The sequence below is a fragment of the Bradyrhizobium macuxiense genome (assembly GCF_001542415.1).
GTDB classification, from domain to species: Bacteria; Pseudomonadota; Alphaproteobacteria; order Rhizobiales; family Xanthobacteraceae; genus Bradyrhizobium; species Bradyrhizobium macuxiense.
In genome coordinates this window covers 862-25414 of sequence record NZ_LNCU01000033.1, presented here as the reverse complement: position 1 = coordinate 25414, position 24553 = coordinate 862, and the positions used below count along the sequence as shown (strand labels likewise).

Genomic DNA, 24553 nt, shown 5'->3' with positions numbered 1-24553 from the left:
TGTTCACTTCAGAAACGGCGCAGCCACAATCATCAGGATGCCGACGGTCGGGACGTTCCACGCGATCGATCGCACGAGGGGCACTCCTGCGAGATACAGGATTGCGTAGAGAATGCGCCCCCAAAAGTACAGCTGCGCGCCCCACACCGTGAGCCAGCTGTGCGTACCGGTCGTCGCAGCAAGGAGGATCGCCGCAGCGAAAAACGGAAAGGTCTCGAGGTAATTGCGAAGCGTCCGCTCCGCCCGTCCGGCGAGGCCGGTGAGCGGCGGAACGTCCTGCTCCCGCGAACTGGCCGTCCACCGATAGCCGCGCTGCGCGCTCTGCAAATGCGCCGCAACGATGATGTGCGCCATGCCGAGGACGATGCCGGCGGCAAGCATGGCGAGCTCGATGGTCATGCACCTGCCCCCGACTCACATGAGCCGGCCCTGATCCGGTCAGAACCGGCTCTTCGCGGCGTGCCTGGTCCGGCAACGCCGCAGGCGCGGCGTTGGCCGTCGATCGATCGCGCTACTCCGCAGTCCAGCCGCCGTCGATCGAGAGATTGGCGCCGGTGATCTGCGCGGCGTCGTCGCCGCACAGAAACAGCGCGAGAGCCGCGACCTGCTCCGACGTCACGAACTCCTTGGTCGGCTGCGCGGCCAGCAGCACATCCTTGATGACCTGCTCCTTGGTCATGTTGCGCGCCTTCATAGTCTCCGGGATCTGGTGCTCGACCAGCGGCGTCCAGACATAGCCCGGGCTGATGCAGTTGCAGGTGATCTTGAACTGCGCGAGCTCCAGCGCAGCGGTCTTGGTGAGGCCGGCAATGCCGTGCTTGGCCGAGACATAGGCCGACTTGAACGGCGAGGCGACCAGCGAGTGCGCCGAGGCGGTGTTGATGATGCGGCCCCAGCCGCGCTTCTTCATGCCGGGCACCGCGGCGCGAATGCCGTAGAACGCGGACGACAGGTTGATCGCGATGATCGCTTCCCACTTCTCCGGCGGAAACTCCTCGATCGGCGAGACGAACTGGATGCCGGCATTGTTGACCAGGATATCGACCGAGCCGAAGGTCTTTTCGCCGAGCGCGACCATGTCGGCGATCTCGGCCGGCTTGGTCATGTCAGCCGGCGAATGCACGGCCTTGACCTTGAAGTCGGTCTCGATGCCGGAGCGCTCCTTCTCGATATCGGCCGGAACGCCCATGCCGTTAAGGACGATATTGGCGCCGGCGCCGGCGAAGGCGCGTGCGTAAGCCAATCCGATGCCACTGGTCGAGCCTGTCACAACGGCGGTCTTGCCTGTCAGCGTACCCATTCTTCTTCGCTCCTATCTGCTGCTTTCGGGGGGCTTGGGTTCGTCCCCCGTGAGGTCGTAAGTCACCATCGTTTCCCCGGACTGAGGCCGTTCTAGCCATTCTTTATGACGCATCGACAAATGGACATCACGGACACCGGCATTCCAGTGCTCGACCATGCCGATATGGGAAAAGTCGTAGTCCTTGGAATTGCTCTCGTAGTTCTTGCCCTTGTAGATCAGGTGAACCACCGTGACGGTGTTCTCCTTGGAGGCCTTGCGCAAGAGTTCGACCGAAGGATCGTTCTTCAGATAGTCCGGCAGCTTGCTGATCAGGTCGCGCACCGCCATGCGGGCATTGTGGATCTGCTTGTTCTTGTCGGTGTTCATCCGCGTCCGGCTGGAATAGCGGATGTCCTTCTCGCGCTCGGCGGCTTCCAGCAGGGTCTCCGGCAGCGGGCCCCGCGCGCTGAACAGGTCGACCTGGAAGATCAGCAGATCGCGGTTGACCTCCTCATCGAGCACGAAATCGAGCGGCGTGTTGGAGGCGATGCCGCCATCCCAGTAGTGTTCGCCCTCGATAACGACTGACGGAAAGCCCGGCGGCAGCGCGCCGGATGCCATGATGTGCTCGGGGCCGATTTTCTTGCCGAGCTTCTTGAACTCGTAATTGTCGAAATAGCGGAAATTGCCCGAGGTGACGCCGACAGCACCGACTGACAGGCGGGTCTTCAGATCGTTGATGCGGTCGAAATCGACCAGGCGCTCCAGCGTCTTTTTCAACGGCGCGGTGTCGTAATAGCTCAGCGACTGCGAACTGCCGGGCGGCCACAGCGGCGCCGGCGGGATGCGCGGCGTGAAGAAGCCCGGCACGCCGAAGGTCGCGATGATCGCGGCGCTGGTCTCGTTGAACAGTGAACGGGCTCGCTCGTGGTTCGAGATCGGATTCCACGGCACCGGCGCCGACACCATCTCCCAGAATTCCTTCAGGCGCGGCACGCGCTTGTCCGGCTCGTTGCCGGCGATGATCGCGGCATTGATGGCACCGATCGAGATGCCCGCGATCCATTCCGGCTCGAAGCCCGCACGACAGAGCGCCTGGAAAGCGCCGGCCTGATAGGAACCGAGCGCACCGCCGCCCTGAAGAACCAGCACGCGTTGCGCATGCGCCGGCGCAGAGGCTGGCGCGGAATCCGACATGTTCATTCGAAACCGTTGGCTCCGGAAATGACTTGAGATGCACCGTGGCCGCTGATCGCCACGGCGTCAATCGGTCAGATGGGACGTCGGATCACGCTGAATTTATCGAAATCAGGTTGCCGCGAGAATGAGCGTCCAGAACACCTTGTATTTGGTGTTCGGCGCATAGACCGCCGCAATGCCCATCTTTGTGACACCGCTCTTCAGCATATTGGCCTTGTGCGGCGGTGAATCCCTCCAGCCCGAAAATGCCTCCGCGAGCGTGTGGTAACCGGCGGAGATGTTTTCGACCGCGATCGTCGCAGGATAGCCCCCGGCCTCCAGCCGCTTGCCGAGCGGGGCCTTGACGTCGTGGTCCATCTTGTTGCGGGCCGCCATCGCCTGCGACTGCTGCTCGGCGAGCTTCGTCAGGTCCGGGTCCACCACGACGACACCGAGGCCGTTGTTCTGGCGGTATTGGGAGAACATGATCGCCGCCGCCTGGCTGTCCAGGACAGCGCCGGGCTGAGCCATGTTCAGATACATGGCCGGCTCTTCCGGGATTTTGGTCTCACCGGCACAGCCGGCAAGCACCAGAAGCCCGAACAGGGCGATCATCGTCCGTTTCACTGAGAACCCCCAAGATTGCAGGGGGCGTTGTTGCATGCCAACCGTGGCTGAATGGTGAACAGGGGCTGACTTTTGACCCGCAAAAGCCGTCATTCCCGCGGGGACGGTCCCGACCGCTCACTGGCCGCGGGGTCTTCTCCTTCCCCTGAAAGGGGGAAGGTCGGGATGGGGTCAGCCAAAGGCGACGTTGTATGCGGAGAGAGAAGATCCCCACCCGCTTTGCTCTGACGAGCAAAGCGACCTCCCCTTTTCAAGGAGAGGCTTGAGAGAGGCTACTTACCCTTGGGCGGCGAAGATCCGGTAACGGCGGGGCTGCAGCGAGACGATTTCGCCGGCCTGGAGCTCGCGATCGCGGGGGGCGTCGATCTCGATCACGGTCTTGCCTTCGCTCCCGGCCAGTGTGACCTCCGCACGCTGGATCGGGCCGAACGAACGAACATGACTGATGGCGCCTTCCAGCGCGCCGGTTCCTGCCGGGCCGATCGCCATGTCATGGCGGCGGACGAACAGCTTGGCGGCACCCGACGCCACCCCATGGGCCGCAATGTTGAGCGGACGGCCGTCGAGCCGCACCGCCTCGCCGCTGACGTCGACGGGAAGCACGATGGATTCACCGATGAAGCCGTGCACGAAGGCGGTCGCCGGATTGTCATAGACGTCGCCGGGCGAACCGATCTGCTCGATCCGGCCCTTGTCCATCACGACCACGCGGTTGGCGACTTCGAGCGCCTCCTCCTGGTCATGCGTCACGAAGATCGAGGTGACGTGGATCTCGTTGTGCAGCGAGCGCAGCCATTGCCTGAGCTCCTTGCGCACCTTGGCATCGAGCGCGCCGAAGGGTTCGTCGAGCAAAAGGATACGCGGCTCGATTGCGAGCGCGCGTGCCAGCGCGATGCGCTGCCGCTGGCCGCCGGACAATTGGCTCGGATAGCGGTTCGCGAGCCAATCGAGCTGCACCAGATCGAGCAGCTCCTTGACACGGGCGCGGATCGTCGCCTCGTCCTTGCGGATCGCGCGCGGCTGCACGCGCAGGCCGAAGGCGACATTCTCGAACACCGTCATGTGTCGGAACAGCGCGTAATGCTGAAACACGAAGCCGACCTGGCGCTCGCTGGCGCCGCGGGTCAGCGCGTTCTCGCCGTCGATCGTAACTTCGCCCGAGTCAGGCCAGTCCAGCCCCGCAATAATCCGCAGCAGCGTGGTCTTGCCGGAGCCGGAGGGGCCGAGCAGCGCGAGCAGCTCGCCGTCGGCGACCTTGAGATCGACATTGTTGAGCGCGGCAAAGCTGCCGAACGTCTTCACGATGTTCCTGACTTCAATCGCCATCGGGCACCTCTGCCTGGTCCAAACGCCGCTCGAGAATGGTCTTCACCACAAGCGTGATCAGCGCCAGCATCGCAAGCAGCGACGCGATCGCGAACGACGATACGAACTGATATTCATTGTAGAGAATCTCGACCAGCAGCGGCATCGTGTTGGTCTCGCCGCGGATATGACCCGAAACAACCGACACCGCACCGAACTCGCCCATCGCGCGCGCGTTGCAGAGCAGGACGCCGTAAAGCAGGCCCCATTTGATATTGGGCAGCGTGACGCGGAAGAAGGTTTGCAGGCCGGAGGCGCCGAGCGAGATCGCCGCCTCCTCTTCCTGCGTGCCCTGCTCCTGCATCAGCGGGATCAGCGCGCGCGCCACGAACGGGAAGGTGACGAACACCGTTGCCAGCGCAATGCCGGGCACCGCGAACAGGATGTGGACGTTGTGCGCCTGCAGCCACGGCCCGAGATAGCCCTGCGCCCCGAACAACAGCACGAAGACGAGGCCCGAGATCACCGGGGAGACAGAGAACGGCAGATCGATCAGCGTGATCAGGAAGGTCTTGCCGGTGAATTCGAACTTCGAGATCGCCCAGGCCGCGATGATGCCGAACACGAGATTGAGGGTAACCGAGATCGCCGCGACCAGCAGCGTCAGCTGGATCGCCGCCAGCGCCTCCGGCTCGGCCAGCGCCGCGAGATAGGCGCCGATACCCTTCGAGAAAGCTGAAGCGAATACGACGACCAGCGGCAGCACCACGAACACGCTGAGGAAGGTCAGCGCCAGCGCGATGATGACGAAACGGACTGGTCCCGGCTCGGTGCGCAGGTCGCGCGGCGCGGTGACCGGCTGGGCGTGTGCAATCTCCAGGCGCGGCGCCGGCGCTGCAACGCTCACGTCAGTTGCGGGCGCATAGGTCCGCAGCTGCGGCGTGGAGGAGACCAATCCCGATTGCATCGACATCGCGAGCCCTCAATGCACGGGAATGCGGGCTTGCGCCCAACGCTGCAGACGATTGATCAGGAAGATGATCAGGAACGAGGCCACCAGCATCACGACCGCGATCGCGGTGGCGTCGGCGTAGCGGAATTCGGACAGCCGGATCACGATCAACAGCGGCGCGATCTCGGAGACATTGGGCAGATTGCCGGCAATGAAGATCACCGAGCCGTACTCGCCGATGGCGCGGGCAAAGGCGAGCGCGAAGCCGGTGAGCAGCGCCGGGATCAGGCTCGGCAGGATGACGCGGAACACGGTGTGCCAGCGATTGGCACCGAGGCTTGCCGCCGCCTCCTCGATCTCGGGATCGAGGTCGATCAGCACCGGCTGCACCGTGCGCACCACAAAGGGAATGCCGATGAAGATCATCGCGACGAAGATGCCGATCGGCGTGAACGCGACCTTGATGCCTAGCTCGGCGAGCGGCGCGCCGAGCCAACCCTTCTGCGCGAACAGCTGCGTCAGCGCGACGCCGGCAACCGCCGTCGGCAGCGCGAACGGAATATCGACGATGGCATCGAACAGCCGCCGCCCCGGAAAGCGGTATCGCACCAGCGCCCAGACGATGATGGTGCCCATCACCAGATTGACGCAGGCCGCGGCGAACGACAGCCCGAACGAAATCTTCAGCGCGCTCAGCGTGCGACGGCTGGTGACGATGCCCCAGAACTGATCGAGGCTGAGCTCGAAGGTCTTGAGGAAGAGCGCGGCCAGCGGGATCAGGATGATGACGGACAGCCATGTCAGGGTCAGTCCCATGGAGAGACCGAACCCTGGCAGAGTGCTGCGCCGTGCGACCGCTGTGCTCACAACTCCTCCTTCTCGAACCGAAGCGCGATCATCGCACTTCGTCTTTGCGCATGATCTCTTCGGAAAACCGCTTCACACTTTTCCGGATCATGCGTCATCAGTTCTTGTAGATCTGATCGAAGATGCCGCCTTCAGCGAAGTGATCCTTCTGCGCCTTGGTCCAGCCGCCGAAAACGTCGTCGATGGTGAAGAGGTCGACCTTGGCGAAGGATTTTTCGTATTCCTTGGCGATCTCGGGATCGCGCGGCCGATAGGAATTGCGCGCCGCGATCTCCTGGCCTTCCCTAGTGTACCAGTATTTCAGGTAGGCTTCGGCGACGGCGCGCGTGCCCTTCTTGTCGGCGACCGTATCGACCACCGCGACCGGCGGCTCGGCGAGGATCGACTGCGGCGGCGCCACGATCTCGAACTTGTCCTGGCCGAATTCGCGTTGCGCCAGGAAGGCCTCGTTCTCCCATGCGAGCAGCACGTCGCCGACGCCGCGCTCGACGAAGGTCACCGTCGAGCCCCGCGCGCCGGTGTCGAGCACGGGAACGTTCTGGTAGAGATCGGCGACGAACTTCTTCGCCTTGTCGGCTGAGCCATATTTCTTCTGCGCATAGCCCCAGGCGGCGAGGTAGTTCCAGCGCGCGCCGCCCGAGGTCTTCGGGTTCGGCGTGATCACGGCAACGCCAGGCTTGATCAGATCATCCCAATCCTTGATGCCCTTGGGATTGCCCTTGCGCACCAGGAACACGATGGTGGAAGTATAGGGCGAGGCATTGAGCGGCAGCCGCTTCTGCCAGTCCTTGGCAAGCAGGCCCTTCCCTGCGATCGCATCGATGTCGTAGGCGAGCGCCAGCGTGACGACATCGGCCTGCAGACCGTCGATCACGGAGCGCGCCTGCGAGCCCGAGCCGCCATGCGACTGCTTGATCTCGACGGTCTTGCCGGTTTCCTTCTGATACGCTGCGGCGAATGCCTTGTTGAAATCGACGTAAAGCTCGCGCGTCGGATCATAGGATACGTTGAGCAGCGAATAGTCGGCGGCGAAGGCCGAGCTCGCCCACAACAATCCCGCGACGAGCGGCAGGATACGACGGATCATTTCTCTCTCCATTCAACCTGAGAATGTCAGGGAACACGCCAGACATAACTCACGGTGAAGTGGTCTGAAGTCAACGAAACCGCTTTTCATTGTTTGCGGCCGCGCAGCGCAGCTGTGCTACGAAGCCGTCGTGCCGCGAAGTCTTTCTCGTGTGTGGTTACGAAATCTTGGCCGTGTGGATGCCGCATTCCGTCTTCGCCCGGCCACGCCAGCGGCCGTCGCGGGCATCCTCGCCGGGTGCGGACCGGCTGCTGCAAGGCATACACCCGACCGAGAGATAACCCGATGCGACAAGAGGATGCGGCGGCAGCTTGCCAAGCGCGTAGATCGCCTCGATCTCCTCGCGCGACACGTTGGCGAACGGGTTGAACTTCAGCCGCGCGCCGTTGTCCTCGACGACAGGGATATCGGTGCGTGCGCCACCCTGGAACCGCTTACGGCCGTTGATCCAGGCCGAGAACGGCTTCAGCGCCCGCGCCAGCGGCTCGACCTTGCGGATACGGCAACAGGCGTCGGGATCGGTGAACCACAGCTCGCGGTCGGGATCCTCGCGCGACAATGTCTCGTCGAGCGGCTTGATCGAGCGCACGTCCGTAAGCCCAAGTGTCGCGATCAGCGTGTCGCGATAGGCGAGCGTTTCCTCGAACAGCCAGCCGGTGTCGAGGAAGACCACCGGAATCGACGGATCGACATCCGCCATCACCTTGAGCAGCGCGGCGGATTCCGTGCCGAATGACGACACCAGCGCCAGCCGCTCACGACCGATCGTCTTCAGCGCTGTCGCGATCACCTCGGCGGGCGAAGCCGCGCGCAGCGCCTCGTTCAGCGCGACCGCGGGCGGCAACGCTCGTGACGACGTCAGCTCTGGTGCAAGGATGCTCACTGGCCGGCGCTCTCCGAATGGCGCAGCTGCATGCGGCGGTGGAGCGCGGTGACGCGGCCGTCACCGGTCGGCTGGTAGAACACCGAATAGCGCTTCATGGTCTCGGCGAAGGCATCGGCGTCCGCATCCTTCTTCACCTCGAAGGCGTCGAAGCCGGCGCGGGTCATGAACACGAACTGGTCGCGCAGGATCTGGCCGGTGGCGCGCAGCTCGCCGTCATAGCCGTGACGCTCGCGCAAGAGGCGCGCCTGGCTGTAGGCGCGGCCGTCGCGGAAGGTCGGGAACACCAGCGCGACCGCGGCGATGCGGTCGAGATAGGGCACCAGCTCATCGAGGTCGCGATTGTTCGGCCAGACCACGCCGGTCTTGCCGGCGCGGCGCAGCAGCGCCTCCGGATCGGCGAGGAAACGCTCTGCGGTGACCAGGATCGCACCGTCGCCCGGCAACTCGGCACCGTCGGCGACATCGACGAACAGGTCGGTGGTGATTCTTCCCTGCTTAACGAGTGGCATAGACCCGCTCCCTGATTGGCTCGACGCCCAGACGCTTCACCGTGTCGACGAACAGTTCCTCGGGACGGTCGCGCAGCGCGAGATAGGCTTCGACAATGTCTTCGATCACGTCGGCGACTTCCGCATAGGGAACGGCCGGGCCGATCAAGGTGCCCAACTGTGCGTTCTCGTCGGCGCGGCCGCCGATCGTGATCTGGTAGAATTCCTCGCCGTTCTTTTCGACGCCGAGAATGCCGATATGGCCGACATGGTGATGGCCGCAGGCGTTGATGCAGCCGGAGATATTGATGTGCAGGCGGCCGATCAGATCCGCCGTGTCGTGATTGGCGAAGCGCCGTGTCAGCTCCTGCGCGATCGGGATCGAGCGCGCATTCGCGAGCGAGCAATAGTCCAGCCCCGGGCACGCGATGATGTCGGTGACGAGGTTGACGTTCGGCGTGGCGAGGCCGAGGCGATCGAGCGCCTTGAACAGCTGAGGCAGGTCGCGCTTGGCGACATGCGGCAGCGCCAGGTTCTGCTCATGGCCGACACGAATCTCACCGAACGAATATTTGTCGGCGAGATCGGCCAGCGCGTCCATCTGCTCGGCGGTGGCGTCGCCGGGCGGACCACCGACCGGCTTCAGCGACAGCGTCACGATGGAATAGCCCTGCACCTTGTGCGGCGACACCGAGTTCTTGCGCCAGCGTTCGAACAACGGATCGTGCGCGGCCCGCTTCAACTCGTCCGGCATGTGCGGCAGCTTTTCGTAAGGCGGATAGGAGAAGCGCGAGCGGACCTCCTCGATGGCGGCGTAGTCGAGCCGCAGCTCGCTGTCGCCCATCTGATTCCACTCCTCCTCGACTTCCTTGGCGAACTTCTCGATGCCGAGCTCATGCACGAGTATCTTGATGCGCGCCTTGTAGATGTTGTCGCGGCGGCCGTACTGATTGTAGACGCGCAGGATCGCCTCGATATAGCTCAGGATGTCGCGGCCGTGGACGAACGGCTTGATGGTCTTGGCGATGAACGGCGTGCGGCCGAGACCGCCGCCGACCAGCACCTCGAAGCCGGTCTCGCCGTCGGCGTTCTTGTGCAGGCGCAGCCCGATGTCGTGGATCTTGATCGCGGCGCGATCGTGCTCGGAGGCCGTGATCGCGATCTTGAACTTGCGCGGCAGGAACGAGAATTCCGGATGCAGAGTGGTGTGCTGGCGGATCAGCTCCGACCAGATGCGGGGGTCCTCGACTTCGCCGGGCGCAACACCGGCCCACTGGTCCGAGGTGACGTTGCGCATGTTGTTGCCGGAGGTCTGCATCGCGTGGATGCCGACCTCGGCGAGATCGGCCAACGCGTCCGGCAGCTCGGCGAGCTTGATCCAGTTGAACTGGATGTTCTGCCGTGTGGTGAAGTGACCGTAGCCGCGGTCGTAACGGCGCGCGACATGGGCGAACCGGCGCAGCTGCTTCGACGACAGCGTGCCATAGGGGATCGCGACACGAAACATGTAGGCGTGCAGTTGCAGATACACGCCGTTCTGCAGCCGCAGCAGCTTGAATTCGTCCTCGGTGAGTTCGCCCGAGAGGCGCCGCTTCACCTGATCGCGAAATTCCGAAACACGCTCGTTGATCAGCGTGCGGTCGAGTTCGTCATATGCATACATGGTCGATGAACCTTAACGCCGGCGCGCTTTACGCAGGGACCCGAAGATCGATGGTGACGCCCTTGGCGCGGATGTGTTCGCGGAGATTACCGGGCTTGACCTTGCCGCCGTCCTTGAGCTCGACTGGCGCGATATAGGGGCCGACCGCGCCGACATCGTCGGCTGTCGCTTCGGCCAGCAGCGCGCGGGCGTCGTCGGAGGTGCTGACGACAGCGGAATCGCCGATTTCGGTGGACCAGCCCTTCTGCGCGGTGCGGTACACCACCGCGCCGTCCCAGGTGCGGTTGGCCGTCACCATCGACGGGCCCGTGATCCTGATTTTCTTCTGTTCGAGCGGAGAGGTCATTCGGCAGCTTTCAGCAGTTCGGAGAACATCGGGGTGGAGAACAGTTGAGTGACGTTGGATTGGCTCCACGGCGCGGAGTGCGCGACCACGTCGCCAATGATGAGAATGGCAGGACCGCCATCGACCTGCTTGACCAGTTCGGGCAGCCGCGCGAGCGTGCCGACCGCGGCCTTGGCATCGGGGCGTGTCACGCGCGCGAACACGCCGACCGGCGTCTCCGGCGAACGGCCCGCGGCGAGCAGGCCATCGAGGATCGCGGGCGCAGCGGTCATGCCCATGTAGACGACAACAGTCATCTTCTTGTCGGTCAGCACCGACCAGTCGACCACCTCGGCATCGCGCGCCTTGTGCGCGGTGAGGAAGGTGATGCGCAGCGCCTCGTGCCGGTAGGTCAGCGGCACCTCGAATTGCGCCGCGGCGCCAAGACCGGCGGAGATGCCGGGAATGATGGAGTAGGCGACGCCGGCGTCGCGCAGCGCTTCGACCTCTTCGCCGCCGCGGCCGAAGATGAAGGGATCGCCGCCCTTCAGCCGCACCGCGCGCTGGCCGGATTGCGCAGCCTCGATCATCAGCCTGTTGATCGCGTCCTGGCCGATGCCGGGCTTGCCGACGCGACGGCCGACCGGGATGCGCCCGGCATCGCGCCTGATCCGATCGAGAATCTCCGGTGACACCAGCTCGTCATAAAACACGACGTCGGCATCCTGCAGCGCGCGCAACGCCTTGATCGTCAACAGGTCCGGATCGCCCGGGCCCGCGCCGACCAGCGTCACGTGGCCGACGGCCTTTCCTTCAGTGTCGGCGCCGGCGAATGCGGCGGGATCGGTGATGGCGTGCAGCGCCCGCTCGGCTTCGTCCCTGCGACCGGCCAACACCAGCGCGCCGATCGGGCCATCGACGATGCGTTCCCAGAAGCGACGGCGCAGCGAGAACTCGGCAATGCGGCTGTGGATCGATTTGCGGAAGCGTCCGATGAAGCCGGCGAGATCGCCGATGCGCGCCGGCAGCACCGCCTCGATGCGCTCGCGCACGCGGCGCGCCACCACCGGTGACGTCCCGCCGGTTCCAACCGCGACCACGACATCGCCGCGGTCGACGATCGCAGGAAAGATGAAAGTCGAATGCGCGAGATCGTCCATCACGTTGACGGGCACACCGACGGCCTTCGCACGCGCCGACATCGCAACGCCGACGTCGCCTGCGCCGGCGCAGAGAACGGCAATGACGCCGGAGAGATCGGCTGCAAGCGGATCGCTGTCAGCGCGCTCGATGCGCGCGGTATCTTCCGCAGCAAGTCCGGTCAGCTCGTGATCGCCATCGGTCGCATGCCAGCGAACCTGCGCTCCGGCTGCCGCAAGCAGCCGCAACTTGGCGCGCGCAAGGTCGCCCGCTCCAACGAGCAGCACCTTGCCGCTTTGCAGATCCAGAAACACAGGCAGGTATCGCATCAGACACTCGCTTCCCCAACTTGGGGGTTGACTGAAATTATTTTCTATTTATCTCTCGATCAAGGCCGATAAAGAGAAAATTATTTCTTCTCTATTGCGGCGCAACTTTAGAATTTTCACCTCCTCGGGCCAAGGGCCGATAGATGCATCTTCTCGACAACGAATCCGCCGCCGCCGGATCACGGTCCGCAGCCCATGCCAAAGCATCTTCCGTGCCGAAAATTTCGGCCGCTCAGGATGCCCCGTCGATGGATCACCTCGACGAACTCGAGGCCCAGAGCATCTACATTTTGCGCGAGGCGTTCGCGCGGCTGAAGAAGCTCGCGCTGCTCTGGTCGCTGGGCAAGGATTCCAACGTGATGATCTGGCTGGCGCGGAAGGCGTTCTTCGGACGCGTGCCGTTCCCCGCGTTGCATGTCGACACCGGGAAGAAGTTTCCGGAGATGTATGCGTTCCGCGATCGCTTCGGAAAGGAATGGGATCTCGACCTGCGCGTCGAGCCCTGCCCGCCAATCGACAGCGTCGATCCGACCCTGCCGCCGGCCGCGCGCTCCGCCGCACGGAAGACCGAGGGCCTGAAGCTCGCGCTGGTCAAGCACGGCTTTGACGGATTGATCGCCGGCATCCGCCGCGACGAGGAAGCGACGCGCGCCAAGGAACGCGTGTTCTCACCGCGCGGCCTCGAGGGCGAATGGGATGTCCGCGATCAGCCGCCGGAATTCTGGGATCACTTCAATGCCTCGCCGCCGCAGGGCGCGCATTTGCGCATTCATCCGATCCTGCATTGGACCGAGGCCGACATCTGGGCCTACACCAAGCGCGAGAACATCCCGATCATCCCGCTGTATCTCACCAAGGACGGCAAGCGCTATCGCTCGCTGGGCGATTCCGACATCACCTTCCCGGTCGCATCCACCGCCTCCAACATCGACGAGATCCTCACCGAGCTCGACGGCACCAAGGTGCCGGAGCGCGCCGGCCGCGCGCTCGACCATGAGACCGAAGATGCGTTCGAGCGGCTGCGTGTCGCCGGTTATCTCTGATTCCCTATTGGCGTGAGCGTTTCGATGAACATGATCCTCCCCACCGCCTCGATCTCCGCGACGCCCAACGGCACCACGCGGCCGCAAGTTCGCATCGTCATCGTCGGCCATGTCGATCACGGCAAGTCCACGCTGGTCGGCCGCCTGCTGCATGAGACCGGCAGCCTGCCGGACGGCAAGCTGGAAATGCTGAAGGCGGTCAGCGCGCGGCGCGGCATGCCGTTCGAATGGTCGTTCCTGCTCGATGCGCTGCAGACCGAACGGGACCAGGGCATCACCATCGACACCACGCAGATCCGTTTCCGCACCCGCTCGCGCGACGTCGTGCTGATCGACGCACCCGGCCACGCCGAATTCCTGCGCAACATGATCACCGGCGCCTCGCAGGCCGACGGCGCGGTGCTGATCATCGACGCGCTCGAAGGCGTGCGCGACCAAACGCGGCGGCACGGCTATCTGCTGCATCTGCTCGGCGTGAAGCAGGTCGCGGTGGTCGTCAACAAGATGGACCGGGTCGATTTCAGCGCTGTCAGGTTCAAGGAAATCAGCGACGAGATTTCGGCGCATCTGATCGGCCTCGGCGTCACGCCGTCGACCGTGATCCCGATCTCCGCGCGCGACGGCGACGGTGTCGCCGAGCACACGCCGCGGATCGCCTGGTACACCGGGCCGAGCGTCGTCGAGGCGCTCGATGCGCTCGAGCCGGCGCGGCCGCTGGCGCAGCTTCCGCTACGGCTGCCGGTGCAGGCGATCTACAAGTTCGACGACCGCCGCATCGTCGCGGGCCGCATCGAGTCGGGCAGCCTCAAGGCGGGCGACGAGATCGTGATCATGCCCACGGGCAAGATTGCGAAGATCAAGACCGTCGAGAGCTGGCCGGCGACGCCGGTGAACGGCCCACAGGGCGCCGGGCGCTCGGTCGGCATCACGCTCGACCGCGAGCTGTTCCTCGAACGCGGCGATATCATCGGCCACCCCGGGCAGAGCCCGCGCGACACCCGCCGCATCCGCGCGCGGATCTTCTGGCTGCACGACAAGCCGCTGACCAAGGGCGAGCAGATCCTGATCCGGCTCGGCACGAAGGAAAGCCGCGCCACCGTCGTCGCGATCGAGAAGGCGATCGATCCCGGCGCGCTGTCGAATGAAGAGAACGCGGCGATCGCGCGCAACCATGTCGGCGAGATCGATATCTCGCTCGCGCAACCGGTCGCGACCGATCCCTACACCGAGAATCCGCGCACCGGGCGCCTCGTGATCGAGGTCAACGGCCGCATCGCCGGCGGTGGCCTCGTGCTGTCGGTCGACGCCGGCCGGCCTGCGGTCCCCGTGGACATCGTGCCGGTGGAATCCGCGCTGCGACTCGACGAGCGCTCGGCGCGCTACCACCACAACGGCGCGGTGGTTTGGCTGACCGGCCTGCCCGGCTCCGGCAAGTCGACGCTGGCGCGTGCGCTGGAACGGCGGCTGTTCGGCAATGGCGGCTCGCCGATCCTGCTCGACGGCGACACGCTGCGCGCCGGCCTGAACGGCGATCTCGGCTTCTCGCCGGAGGATCGCGCCGAGAACATCCGCCGCCTCGCCGAGGTCGCGACCCATCTGGCGCGCAACGGCCACATCGCGATCGTCGCCGCGGTGTCGCCGTCGGCCGCCGACCGTGCAGCAGCGCGCCGCATCGCCGATAGCGCATTCCGCGAGATCTACATCGCAACGCCCGCCGAGGTCTGCGAGACGCGCGACCCCAAGGGCCACTACGCCAAGGCCCGCGCGGGTGCGCTGCAGGGCTTCACCGGCATCGGCAACGACTATCAGCCGCCGACCGGCAACGAACTGACCATCGACACATCGAACCGCTCGGTCGCAGATGCCACCGAGGAAATCGAGCGCATGCTGGCGCGCACCGGCATCCTGTTCGACGAGCTGTCTGATCTGGCGGCGAATATCTGAAGCTCCCTGATCTGTCGTCGTCCGGCCTGCCGCCTCCGCTGAAGCTCCGGCGAGCCTCAGACCGAAGCCCCGTCGAAGCCTTGGCGTAGACGGGACCGGACGACCCGTGCTTGAGCCGAAAGGCCGCGGCTTACTGGATGCCCTGCTTGAAGCGGGGCATGACGGCGGTGTGTGTGACGAGAGGCGCGCTGTCACGCGACCGCTTCGCCCCTATTCAGCCGCGCGTCGGCTTCCGGCCGCTTGCCGCACCATCCCCGGCGATTGCCCGGTGATGCGCTTGAACGCGCGGCTGAAGGCCGCTTGTGACGCATAGCCAAGCCGTTGCGCGATCATGTCGATCGGCTGGCGTTCATGCTCGATCCACTGTGTCGCAAGGCGCATACGCAGCTCGGCGAGATAGCGCGCGGGCGATTGCCCGGTCATTGTCTGGAAGCGTTCCGCGAACATCGAGCGCGAGCAACCTGCCTCCGCCGCCAGTTCGGCGACCGTCCAGTTGCGGCCAGGAGCGCGATGCAGCGCGCCGATGGCGCGGCCGAGACGAGGATCACGCAACGCCTCGAACCAACCGACGGCGTTGTCGCCGCCGCATTCGACCCAGCCGCGCACGATCGACGCGGCGAGAACATCGGCGAGCCGCGCCATGACGCCGACGGAACCGGCCCGCGGTGTGCATGTCTCCCGCTCCATCGCCTTGAGCATGGGTTCGATTTCCGGCTGGCGCGCGAGCAATGTGTCGGCCCGCATGACCTCCGGCATCAGGGCGATGAGCGGGCGCATGCCGCCGAGATCGAAATTCATGCAAGCGCTGAAGACCAAAACCGACTCGTCATCGGGGCATCCTGCCGGACAGGCCGACGTCACGTCGACATTACCGCACAGTGTCTCGGTCTCGAAACGATCGACGTCGCAACTCGGCTCGTCCGGAGCCGACACGAGATCATGCGCGCCACCGCGCGGCATGAAGATCGCATCACCGCATCCAAGCGGAAGCAGCATCGCGTCGGCGTAGCGCAGATGCGCAGTGCCATGCGCAACGAAGTGAAATTGCGCGCGTCCGTATGGCGTTTCAAAACGGAAACCGAAGGGCGCCCGCGTCTCGACCCGACGGTAACGAACCCCCTCAAGCCGCATCCCGAGCAACAATTCGCTCACCAGATCGACGGCGGCGGTCGTATAGGTGGTGGACGATTTGGACGAACGATCAAACATTCGGGCGTTTATGGCATAGATTGTCCAAAACCTCCAGCCTATGTCCGCGGCAGCGCAGCATAAGATGGAAGTCTCGGCCGATGGATCAAGAAGTGAACCCCGCTCTGGCGCACGCCGATGCGGTTGCGCCGATGCCGGGCGACGTCGCGCTCAAGCTTGAGCCGCTCGTGCCGGAAAAGCCCTCCTGGGGCGCCGTTGCCGCAATGATGCTGGGCGTCACCGCACTTCTGACAGCCGAGTTCCTGCCGTCCGGCTTGCTGACGCCGATGGCGAATGACCTCGGTGTGAGTCCGGGCCTCGCCGGTCAGGCAGTAACGGCAACCTCCCTGGCAGGCCTGGTCGGTGCACTGTTCACGCCGACACTGACACGCAGCTTCAATCGAAAGCCGGTGCTGCTCAGCTTTTCGATTCTTCTGGTCATCTCCAATCTGCTGGTGGCGCTGGCGGCGAGCATCACGTTCCTGCTGGCGGCGCGGATCGTGCTTGGCCTTGCCATTGGCGGCTTTTGGGCGATGGCGGCGGCGACGACGATCAGGCTGGTGCCGACGTCGCTGGTGCCACGGGCCTTGTCGATCGTGATGAGCGGCATTCCCGCCGCCATGATCATTGCTGTTCCGCTTGGCAGCTATCTCAGCGAAGTGGCGAGCTGGCGGTCCGTGTTCCTGTTGGCAATGGCATTTGGCGCAGCGGTGTTCGTCATCCAGGCGCTGGTCTTGCCGCGCTTGGCGCCGAGGGGAGAAGCCGGGCTGGGCACTCTGATCGACATCGTGACGCGGCCGGGCATCGGCGCCGGCATCTTGGCGGCAACTTTGGTGTTCACCGGACACTTCGGCTATTTCGGCTACATTCGTCCGTTCCTTGAAAGCGTGACCGGGCTTGGCGCCGCCGGCGTAGCGGCGACACTGCTTGCCTTCGGCGTCGCCAACTACCTCGGCTCCTTCGTGAGCGGGCTGATGGCCGAGCGCAAACTCAAGCTCACGCTGATCGCCATGCCTGTCGCGATCAGCGTGCTCGGTCTGTTGCTCCCGGTCTATGGTCGAGACCTCATTCCCGCTCTTGCGCTGATCGCGCTGTGGGGATTCGCGTTCAGCGGCGTACCGGTCGCGACGACGACCTGGATCACCCGCATGGTGCCCGATGAAACCGAGAGCGGGACCGGATTGACCGTGGCCTCGATCTTCCTCGGCATCACCATGGGCGCAGCCGGCGGCGGGCTTGTCCTCGACTCGATGGGCGCCGCAGCCGTGTTCGTGGCGGGCGCAGTTCCCTTGGTGCTCGCCGCACTGCTGATCGCCGCCAAGGTACGCACCAAGGCACCCTGAAGCGCTCCATTATGGGGGTAGAAGAAGGCCTTCTCAGAGCCCTGGCTTTAAGGCTAAAAGGGCCGTGAACGCGGCCCTTTGGCGCGTTTTTTGCTGTTTTCGTCTGAAAGCAGCGTCGAAACGCCCGTTTCTTTGAGAAAGCCCATCATGACTCGTGTCGATGCCCACGGATTGAAGATCGCCCCTGTCCTGTTCGATTTCATCGCCAAGGAGGCGACGCCTAAAACCGGGATCACGCCTGACGCGTTCTGGGCCGGACTTGCCGGCATCATCCAGAAGCTCGGACCGCGGAACCGCGAGCTGCTGGCTGTGCGCGACGCGCTGCAGGCCAAGATCGACGACTGGCATCGCGCCCACAAGGGCAAGGCGTTTGACATCAACGCCTACACCGCGTTCCTGAGGGAGATCGGTTATCTCCTGCCGGAGCCCGCGACCCACAAGGTCGAGACTGCCAATGTCGACGAGGAGATCGGCAAGATCTGCGGCCCGCAGCTCGTGGTGCCGCTCACCAACGCCCGCTACGCGCTGAACGCCGCGAATGCGCGCTGGGGCTCGCTCTACGACGCCTTCTACGGCACCGATGCGATCCCGCACGATCCAAGCGAGACCGGCAAGGGCTACAACAAGGCGCGCGGCGACAAGGTGATCGCCAAGGCCAAGGCCTTCCTCGATGCCGCGACACCGCTCGCGACCGCGAGCCACACCGACGTCACCTCCTACAGCGTGATCTCCGGCCAGCTCTCGGCCAAGCTGAAGAGCGGCAACTCCACCGCGCTGAAGAACGCCGCGCAATTCGCCGGCTACCAGGGCGATGCGGCCACGCCCAGCGCGATCCTGCTGGTCAACAACGGCATGCATGTCGAGATCAAGATCGACCGCAACAACGTCATCGGCAAGGACGATCCGGCCGGCGTCGCCGACATGATCCTTGAATCGGCGGTCTCCACCATCCTCGACATGGAGGACTCGGTCGCCGCCGTCGACGCCGAGGACAAGGTGCTGGTCTATCGCAACACGCTCGGCCTGATGAACGGCACGCTGTCCGCCGATTTCGAGAAGGGCGGCAAGACGCTGACGCGCTCACTCAACGCGGACCGCGTCTACAAGACGCCGGCGGGCAACGAATTGAAGCTGCACGGCCGCAGTCTGCTCTTGATGCGCAATGTCGGCCACCACATGTTCACCGACGCCGTGCTCGACGCCAAGGGCGAGGAGATCCCGGAAGGCCTTCTCGACGCCGCGGTCGCCGGCCTGCTCGCGATCCACGACCTCAAGGGCAACTCGAAGGTCAAGAACAGCCGCACCGGCTCGGCCTATATCGTCAAGCCGAAGATGCACGGCCCCGACGAAGTCACGCTGACCTGCGATCTGTTCGCCGAGGTCGAGAAGATGCTCGGACTGCCGGAGAACACGCTGAAGGTCGGCATCATGGACGAGGAGCGCCGCACCACGGTCAACCTCAAGGCCTGCATCCAGCGCGCCTCCAAGCGCATCATGTTCATCAACACCGGCTTCCTCGACCGCACCGGCGACGAGATCCACACGTCGATGGAAGCGGGTCCGATGATCCGCAAGAACGACATGAAGGCGCAGCCCTGGATCAAGGCCTATGAGGACTGGAACGTCGATATCGGCCTGATCGACGGCCTGCCCGGCCATGCCCAGATCGGCAAGGGCATGTGGGCGGCGCCCGACAAGATGGCCGACATGCTCGCGCAGAAGCTCGGCCATCCGCAGGCCGGCGCCACCACCGCCTGGGTGCCGTCGCCGACCGCAGCGACATTGCATGCCCTGCACTATCACCAGGTCAACGTGATCGCCCGCCAGCAGGAGCTCGCCAAGGGCGGGCCGCGCGCAAAACTCTCCGACATCCTCACCATTCCGGTGTCGCAGTCGAACTGGGCGCCCGACGACGTGAAGCAGGAGATCGACAACAACTGCCAGGGCATCCTCGGCTATGTCGTGCGCTGGATCGACCAGGGCGTCGGCTGCTCCAAGGTGCCCGACATCCACGACGTCGGCCTGATGGAAGACCGCGCCACCCTGCGCATCTCGAGCCAGCATCTGGCGAACTGGCTGCATCAGGGCGTCATCACCAAGGATCAGGTGATGGAGTCGCTGAAGCGCATGGCCGTCGTCGTCGATAAGCAGAATGCCGGCGATTCCCTCTACAAGCCGATGGCACCCGCGTTCGACGGCGTCGCCTTCAAGGCCGCCTGCGACCTCATCTTCGAGGGCCGTACGCAGCCGAACGGCTACACCGAGTACATCCTCACCGCGCGCCGCCGCGAGGCGAAGGCTGCGGGCTGATCCGCAAGTGCTGCAACAACAAACAGAAGCCCCGGCGCGACGCCGGGGCTTTTTTATTGCCGAACGCGCGGCGTCAGAACACCGTGAGATATTTCAGGAGCGACACGATGCCGATGATGATCACGACGACGCGGGCGATGTGCTTGGCGCGGCCGTCGAGCGGCAGCATGTTGATGAGATAAAGAACGAGAATAACGACAAGGAATGTGACGAGTATGCTGACGAGCATGCAGGCTCCCTGAAGACGTCGTTGAAAGGGCGGTTAGCCCCTTCCCAACGTGCGACAGCAGGGCCGGTTCCGGATGCAGCATTCATCCAGAAGGCCGAGCGCCGGCTATTCCCGCGCCACCACGGCCGGACGCTCGTACTTGGCGCGGATACGCTCCGGCACCGGCGTGAAGTTGAGCTGCGCGCCGCGGCGGTCCGGACCGTGCGCGACCGACATCAGCCCATCCTTGCCGGCGACGATGTCGCCCTTTCGCAAGGTCGGATCGTCCTCGATCTTGACTGCGGCTAGTCCCACCGAATCCTTGCCGTTGCAGGTGCAGCCCGCGACGATCTCGTCGCGATAGCGGAACGCGTTCGGCAGTTCGGAATACGGCTTGCCGTCTTCGGTGGCGGCGCCGTCGATGCTGCTGCCGTAGACCACCTTGGTCTCGCTCGCCGGACAGAAGGAGCTACAGGTCTCCTCTTTGCTCTCGCGGCCCGATGCCGAGATCGGGAAGTAGCGGCCGTCACAGGTCCGCACGCAATAGGCCTGGCTGCCGCCGGCTCTGCTGTAGCGGGGCCGCTCGACCCGCGGCGCGGTGGGCGCGTTGCCGCCATCGAACGGCATCCGGATCTCCGGCGGACGGCCCTGCATCAGACTGCCGAACAGCGCCGAGAAGAAATCCTGGGCCTGAGCGGCGGGCGCAAGCGAGAGGCCAAGCAACGCGGCCGTCCCGAGCACCCACCGCCGGGTGCACTGCTTCACCATGCCGATCCTCAGTACGGCGACGAGGAGACCGGGATGTTCATCGCCTCGCGGCCCGCCGGCCCCGTCATCACCGCGCGACGCGGCTGCATCGCGCCCGGACGGGCCGAGACCACGGTCGGCGCCGGGCCGATCTCGCGCGCGGCGATATGCGGCCCGTTCTTCGGCAGCACCACGACCTTGGTGCCGACATTGACGCGGCTGAACAGGTCCTCGACGTCTTCATTGGTCAGGCGAATGCAACCCGACGACACGAACTTGCCGATCGTCGTCGGATCGTTGGTGCCGTGGATGCGGTATTCGCTGGCGCCGAGATACATGGCCCGCGCGCCGAGCGGATTGCCCGGGCCGCCTGCCATGAAGCGCGGCAGATAGGGCTGGCGCTTGATCATCTCTGCCGGCGGATGCCAGTCCGGCCACTCCGCCTTGTGGCTGATGGTCTGGGTGCCCGACCAGGTGAAGCCTTCGCGGCCGACGCCGACGCCGTAGCGGATCGCCCGGCCGCCGCCGAGCACATAATAGAGCGCGGTGTTGCCGGTATCGATGATGATGGTGCCCGCTCCCTCGGTGGTGTTGAGCGCCACGGTGGTGCGGCGCAGCCGGGCCGGCAGGGCGCCGTCCTCGGTGGCGGGATCGTTCATCACCTCGTCGCCCGGAAACGCGCCAGGCTGGGTCGACGCATAGCCGAGCGCCCGGCCGTTGATCTGCCCATACGCTTGCGCGCTGGCCGAGCTGGTGGCGATGAACGGCGTCACGATGAGGACGCTGGCGAAGGCAAGGGTGCGCGCGGCGCGCGACGGATGCCGGCGGCTGACGAGAGACTGCTGTGTCATGTGCTGCCCCTGAAGGGATACGCATCGTGGTGATGCTATGCCGAGCCAACGCCAACCTCCGGCCACAGGTTCCGCCGCGAATCGTCCCAAGGGCGCGACTGTCAACCCACGCGGCCTCACGATTTCGCGATGGAACCTTTCTCCGGGCCCGCCGTTATCTCTGGCAATTCGACGCGCGGGGCGACTTCGCGGCGCGGGTTTTGTTCGTTCTCGCGCGGGAGAAGTTTGGTGCGTGCTCTTCCGAGTGAACGTCTTCCCAGTGAACGTCTACCGGGTGAGCGTCTGCGCATCACGGCCCCCGAGGGCACCCCGCTCCCCGACAGCAAGGCCGAACAGCCGCCGGTGATCCGCCGCGCCGAGGTTGTGGCCTTTGCGCTGGTTGCGCTCCTCGTCATCGCCATCGTCGCGGTGCTCTATGTGGCGCGCGCGTTCTTCCTGCCGATCACCATGGCCTTCATCGTCGGCACCATGCTGTCGCCAGCGGCGAGCTTCCTCGAACGCTACCGGATCCCGCGCCCGCTCGGCGCGGTGCTGCTGGTGATCGCGGTCGGCGCGGCGGTCGCCTTCATGGTCGGGCTGATTTCCGCGCCGGCGGTGGAATGGAGCGCGCGGCTGCCAGAGCTCGGCGCGATCCTGAAGCAGAAGCTGCACGTGTTCGACCGGCCGCTCGCGCTGTGGCAGGAGCTGCAGAGCATGGTCGGTGGCTCCGAGACGCTCCCTGCCTTCCAGCTGCCGAAATTCGAATGGCTGCAATCGACGCTGGAGTTCCTGTCGCCGACCTTCACCGAATTCCTGCTGTTCATCGCGACCCTGATCCTGTTCATCGCGAGCTGGAGGGATCTGCGCCGCGCGCTGGTCATGACCTTCCACAAGCGGCAGGCGCGGCTGCGCGCGCTGCGTATCCTCAACGAGCTCGAAACGCATCTCGGCAGCTATCTGTTGACGGTGACCATGATCAATGTCGGCGTCGGCGTCGTCACCGGCGTGGTCTGCGAGATCACAGGCATGCCGAACGCGGCCGGACTCGGCGCGCTCGCCGCGACACTGAACTACATCCCGATCATCGGCCCGGTCGCGATGTTCGCGGTGCTGGTCACGGTCGGCATCGTCGCCTTTCCGACCATCAGCGCCGGGCTGATCGCGCCGGCCTGCTTCGTGGTCACGGCTTTCCTCGAAGGACATTTCATCACGCCGACGATCGTCGGCCGCCGGCTGTCGCTGAATGCGCTCGCCGTCTTCCTGGCGCTGGCGTTCTGGACCTGGCTGTGGGGCCCGATGGGCGCCTTCCTGTCGTCGCCGCTTCTGATCGTGGGGCTGATCGTGAAAGAGCATTTGATGCCGGTCAATTCGCCGCAGCTGCCTGAAGATTAACCTCGGTTTCACCGCAGGAACTTCGCTGGGAGCGAGGCGTTTTTTCCTGTACCGCACGGATTTTTCCGGGAGCATGTCGATGTCGGACAGCGCATTTGGGATCAAGAACATGACGGATAAAGCGACCTACGAGCGTCTCGAGAAGGATGTCATCGCCGTGAAGAACGATATCGCAGCCCTCACCGAACAGATCACCGAAGCGCTCAACTCGTTCGCCAACAGTGCGGGCAAGCAGGCCCGCCGTCACTACAAGGACGCGCGTGCCAGCGCGGAGGCCGCGATGGATGACGCGTCGGAGCGCGGCAGCGCGATGATGGGCGCAGCGCAGGATGCGGCCTCCTCGATCGAGGAGACACTGGAAGAGGTGATCACGCAACGGCCGCTGGCAACCGTCGGTCTCGCGCTCGGCCTCGGCTTCCTGATCGGCGTCGCCTGGCGCCGCTAATCCACCAACGCTTTTCACCGGGTGAAGCCAGCGATGGCGATCATGCGCCAGCCACCCTTCCGGACGCGACGGCAACGCTGGGGTGCCGCTGCGTCGTTTGTCGAAGCGCTTTGTCGGGCAAGGCATTGCAATGCTGCAGCGGCTGGTCAATGACATCAAGGAATCCGCCGGGAATGCCCTGCGGCTGACCTCGCTCGCCGGCGCGGTCGCGATCGCGCTGTTCATCACCCTGGCCTTCCTGTGCGCGGCCGGCTTCGTATTCGTGCTGCAGCACTACGGTGCGGTCGAAGCGTGCCTTGCAGGTGCCGCGCTGTTCTTCGTGGTGACGCTGATCGCGGCCGGCATCTACACGGCGCGCAAGCGCGAGGCGCAACGGCGCGCCGAAAAGGCGGCAAAGGCTGCCGCGGCCAATGTATTTAGCGATCCGGTCGTGATCGCCACCGGCCTGCAGATCGTCCGCGCCATCGGCGTCAAGCGCCTGATCCCGATCCTGGCCGTCGGCGGCCTCGCACTCGGCCTGATGGCAAGCCGGTCCGCCGCCAGCAGCAACAGCGAGCCGGAAGAAGAGTAGCGGCCCGCGCTGCCGATCCGTCTTCGGTCGTCGCCAGCAGGCCGCGAATGACGTCGGCAATGGTTCTCGATTCAAGATGTCAAACAGCACGGTGTCATCACCCGCGCATGCAGCGGGTATTGGATCGATGGGCCGCGGCGTACTGGATCGCCCGGACCCGTCTACGCCAAGGCTTCGACGCGGCTTGCGGTCTCTGGCGCGCCGAAGCTTTAGCGGAGGCGGCAAGCCGGGCGATGACAGACGTGGATGGGGACGCAACTTCGCGTTCTCGCGACATGAATTGTCCGAGTCTTGCTCTTCGTTTCACCCTCTCTTGAACAGAGGGCGCAGGGAAAGCCGGGTGCCGATCGCACCCATGGGCCCCGAGCAATGGTAGAAAGCTCGGGGGTAGGACCACAGGTG

The 24553-nt window shown here is 64.8% G+C and carries 24 protein-coding genes; 7 read left to right on the top strand and 17 right to left on the bottom strand.

Annotation, left to right across the window (positions count from 1 at the left end):
* Positions 1 to 3: 3 nt before the first annotated feature.
* The 13 genes from AS156_RS07930 to cysG form a co-directional block, all read right to left on the bottom strand.
* On the bottom strand, positions 4 to 381 hold the full coding sequence (locus AS156_RS07930; protein ID WP_245312601.1) for an MAPEG family protein: 378 nt from the start codon (positions 379 to 381) through the stop codon (positions 4 to 6).
* A 130-nt stretch (positions 382 to 511) separates the two neighbouring features.
* Positions 512 to 1300: a 3-hydroxybutyrate dehydrogenase gene (locus AS156_RS07925; RefSeq protein ID WP_066502276.1), complete on the bottom strand. Its 789-nt coding sequence runs from the start codon at positions 1298 to 1300 to the stop codon at positions 512 to 514.
* Positions 1301 to 1312: 12 nt separating this feature from the next.
* Positions 1313 to 2485, bottom strand: a complete 1173-nt coding sequence (locus AS156_RS07920; protein WP_430641783.1) for a DUF3734 domain-containing protein — start codon at positions 2483 to 2485, stop codon at positions 1313 to 1315.
* 105 nt (positions 2486 to 2590) lie between these two features.
* Positions 2591 to 3076 (bottom strand): CAP domain-containing protein, encoded by a 486-nt coding sequence (locus AS156_RS07915; protein ID WP_201456008.1) that lies wholly within the window; start codon positions 3074 to 3076, stop codon positions 2591 to 2593.
* A gap of 288 nt (positions 3077 to 3364) precedes the next feature.
* On the bottom strand, positions 3365 to 4414 hold the full coding sequence (locus AS156_RS07910; protein ID WP_066502273.1) for a sulfate/molybdate ABC transporter ATP-binding protein: 1050 nt from the start codon (positions 4412 to 4414) through the stop codon (positions 3365 to 3367).
* Entirely contained in the window at positions 4404 to 5366 is a 963-nt protein-coding gene (gene cysW / locus AS156_RS07905; RefSeq protein WP_136626085.1) for a sulfate ABC transporter permease subunit CysW, read from the bottom strand. The genes AS156_RS07910 and cysW overlap by 11 nt, the downstream gene beginning before the upstream one ends.
* A 9-nt stretch (positions 5367 to 5375) precedes the next feature.
* Entirely contained in the window at positions 5376 to 6182 is an 807-nt protein-coding gene (gene cysT / locus AS156_RS07900) for a sulfate ABC transporter permease subunit CysT (RefSeq protein ID WP_082747385.1), read from the bottom strand.
* Positions 6183 to 6309: 127 nt separating this feature from the next.
* On the bottom strand, positions 6310 to 7299 hold the full coding sequence (locus AS156_RS07895; RefSeq protein WP_066502268.1) for a sulfate ABC transporter substrate-binding protein: 990 nt from the start codon (positions 7297 to 7299) through the stop codon (positions 6310 to 6312).
* Positions 7300 to 7456: 157 nt separating this feature from the next.
* Positions 7457 to 8182: a phosphoadenylyl-sulfate reductase gene (locus AS156_RS07890; protein WP_066502266.1), complete on the bottom strand. Its 726-nt coding sequence runs from the start codon at positions 8180 to 8182 to the stop codon at positions 7457 to 7459.
* Positions 8179 to 8694 (bottom strand): DUF934 domain-containing protein, encoded by a 516-nt coding sequence (locus AS156_RS07885; protein ID WP_066502263.1) that lies wholly within the window; start codon positions 8692 to 8694, stop codon positions 8179 to 8181. Before AS156_RS07885 ends, AS156_RS07890 begins: the two co-directional genes overlap by 4 nt.
* On the bottom strand, positions 8681 to 10336 hold the full coding sequence (locus AS156_RS07880; RefSeq protein ID WP_066502261.1) for a nitrite/sulfite reductase: 1656 nt from the start codon (positions 10334 to 10336) through the stop codon (positions 8681 to 8683). Before AS156_RS07880 ends, AS156_RS07885 begins: the two co-directional genes overlap by 14 nt.
* A gap of 28 nt (positions 10337 to 10364) precedes the next feature.
* Entirely contained in the window at positions 10365 to 10682 is a 318-nt protein-coding gene (locus tag AS156_RS07875; RefSeq protein ID WP_066502260.1) for a DUF2849 domain-containing protein, read from the bottom strand.
* The gene (gene cysG, locus AS156_RS07870) at positions 10679 to 12130 is read right to left on the bottom strand and encodes a siroheme synthase CysG (RefSeq protein ID WP_066502259.1); all 1452 of its coding nucleotides are present in this window, start codon (positions 12128 to 12130) and stop codon (positions 10679 to 10681) included. The genes AS156_RS07875 and cysG overlap by 4 nt, the downstream gene beginning before the upstream one ends.
* A 248-nt stretch (positions 12131 to 12378) precedes the next feature.
* Between cysG and cysD the strand changes: the two genes are divergently transcribed.
* Together cysD and cysC are read left to right on the top strand one after the other, a co-directional pair.
* Entirely contained in the window at positions 12379 to 13173 is a 795-nt protein-coding gene (gene cysD / locus AS156_RS07865; RefSeq protein ID WP_066502304.1) for a sulfate adenylyltransferase subunit CysD, read from the top strand.
* Between the two features lie 24 nt (positions 13174 to 13197).
* Complete coding sequence (gene cysC, locus AS156_RS07860; RefSeq protein WP_066502257.1) at positions 13198 to 15117, top strand: adenylyl-sulfate kinase; 1920 nt, start codon at positions 13198 to 13200, stop codon at positions 15115 to 15117.
* Between the two features lie 210 nt (positions 15118 to 15327).
* On the opposite strand, the gene AS156_RS07855 is transcribed toward cysC, so the two are convergent.
* Positions 15328 to 16248, bottom strand: coding sequence for an AraC family transcriptional regulator (locus AS156_RS07855; RefSeq protein WP_245312605.1), 921 nt, complete (start codon positions 16246 to 16248; stop codon positions 15328 to 15330).
* Between the two features lie 170 nt (positions 16249 to 16418).
* Here AS156_RS07855 and AS156_RS07850 point away from each other — a divergent pair, with 170 nt between their 5' ends.
* Together AS156_RS07850 and AS156_RS07845 are read left to right on the top strand one after the other, a co-directional pair.
* Positions 16419 to 17648: an MFS transporter gene (locus AS156_RS07850; protein ID WP_245312599.1), complete on the top strand. Its 1230-nt coding sequence runs from the start codon at positions 16419 to 16421 to the stop codon at positions 17646 to 17648.
* A gap of 147 nt (positions 17649 to 17795) precedes the next feature.
* Complete coding sequence (locus AS156_RS07845; protein WP_066502250.1) at positions 17796 to 19958, top strand: malate synthase G; 2163 nt, start codon at positions 17796 to 17798, stop codon at positions 19956 to 19958.
* Positions 19959 to 20031: 73 nt separating this feature from the next.
* Here AS156_RS07845 and AS156_RS41865 read toward each other — a convergent pair whose 3' ends face one another.
* From AS156_RS41865 to AS156_RS07835, 3 genes are all read right to left on the bottom strand, one after another.
* Positions 20032 to 20187, bottom strand: coding sequence for a Thivi_2564 family membrane protein (locus AS156_RS41865; RefSeq protein ID WP_136626083.1), 156 nt, complete (start codon positions 20185 to 20187; stop codon positions 20032 to 20034).
* 105 nt (positions 20188 to 20292) lie between these two features.
* On the bottom strand, positions 20293 to 20934 hold the full coding sequence (locus AS156_RS07840) for a DUF2865 domain-containing protein (RefSeq protein ID WP_066502248.1): 642 nt from the start codon (positions 20932 to 20934) through the stop codon (positions 20293 to 20295).
* An 8-nt stretch (positions 20935 to 20942) separates the two neighbouring features.
* Positions 20943 to 21764 (bottom strand): L,D-transpeptidase, encoded by an 822-nt coding sequence (locus tag AS156_RS07835; RefSeq protein ID WP_066502245.1) that lies wholly within the window; start codon positions 21762 to 21764, stop codon positions 20943 to 20945.
* Between the two features lie 228 nt (positions 21765 to 21992).
* Here AS156_RS07835 and AS156_RS07830 point away from each other — a divergent pair, with 228 nt between their 5' ends.
* From AS156_RS07830 to AS156_RS07820, 3 genes are all read left to right on the top strand, one after another.
* Entirely contained in the window at positions 21993 to 23135 is a 1143-nt protein-coding gene (locus AS156_RS07830) for an AI-2E family transporter (RefSeq protein WP_066502294.1), read from the top strand.
* A 73-nt stretch (positions 23136 to 23208) separates the two neighbouring features.
* The gene (locus AS156_RS07825; RefSeq protein ID WP_066502244.1) at positions 23209 to 23580 is read left to right on the top strand and encodes an ElaB/YgaM/YqjD family protein; all 372 of its coding nucleotides are present in this window, start codon (positions 23209 to 23211) and stop codon (positions 23578 to 23580) included.
* 130 nt (positions 23581 to 23710) lie between these two features.
* Positions 23711 to 24151, top strand: a complete 441-nt coding sequence (locus AS156_RS07820) for a hypothetical protein (RefSeq protein WP_066502241.1) — start codon at positions 23711 to 23713, stop codon at positions 24149 to 24151.
* The last annotated feature ends 402 nt before the right edge of the window (positions 24152 to 24553 follow it).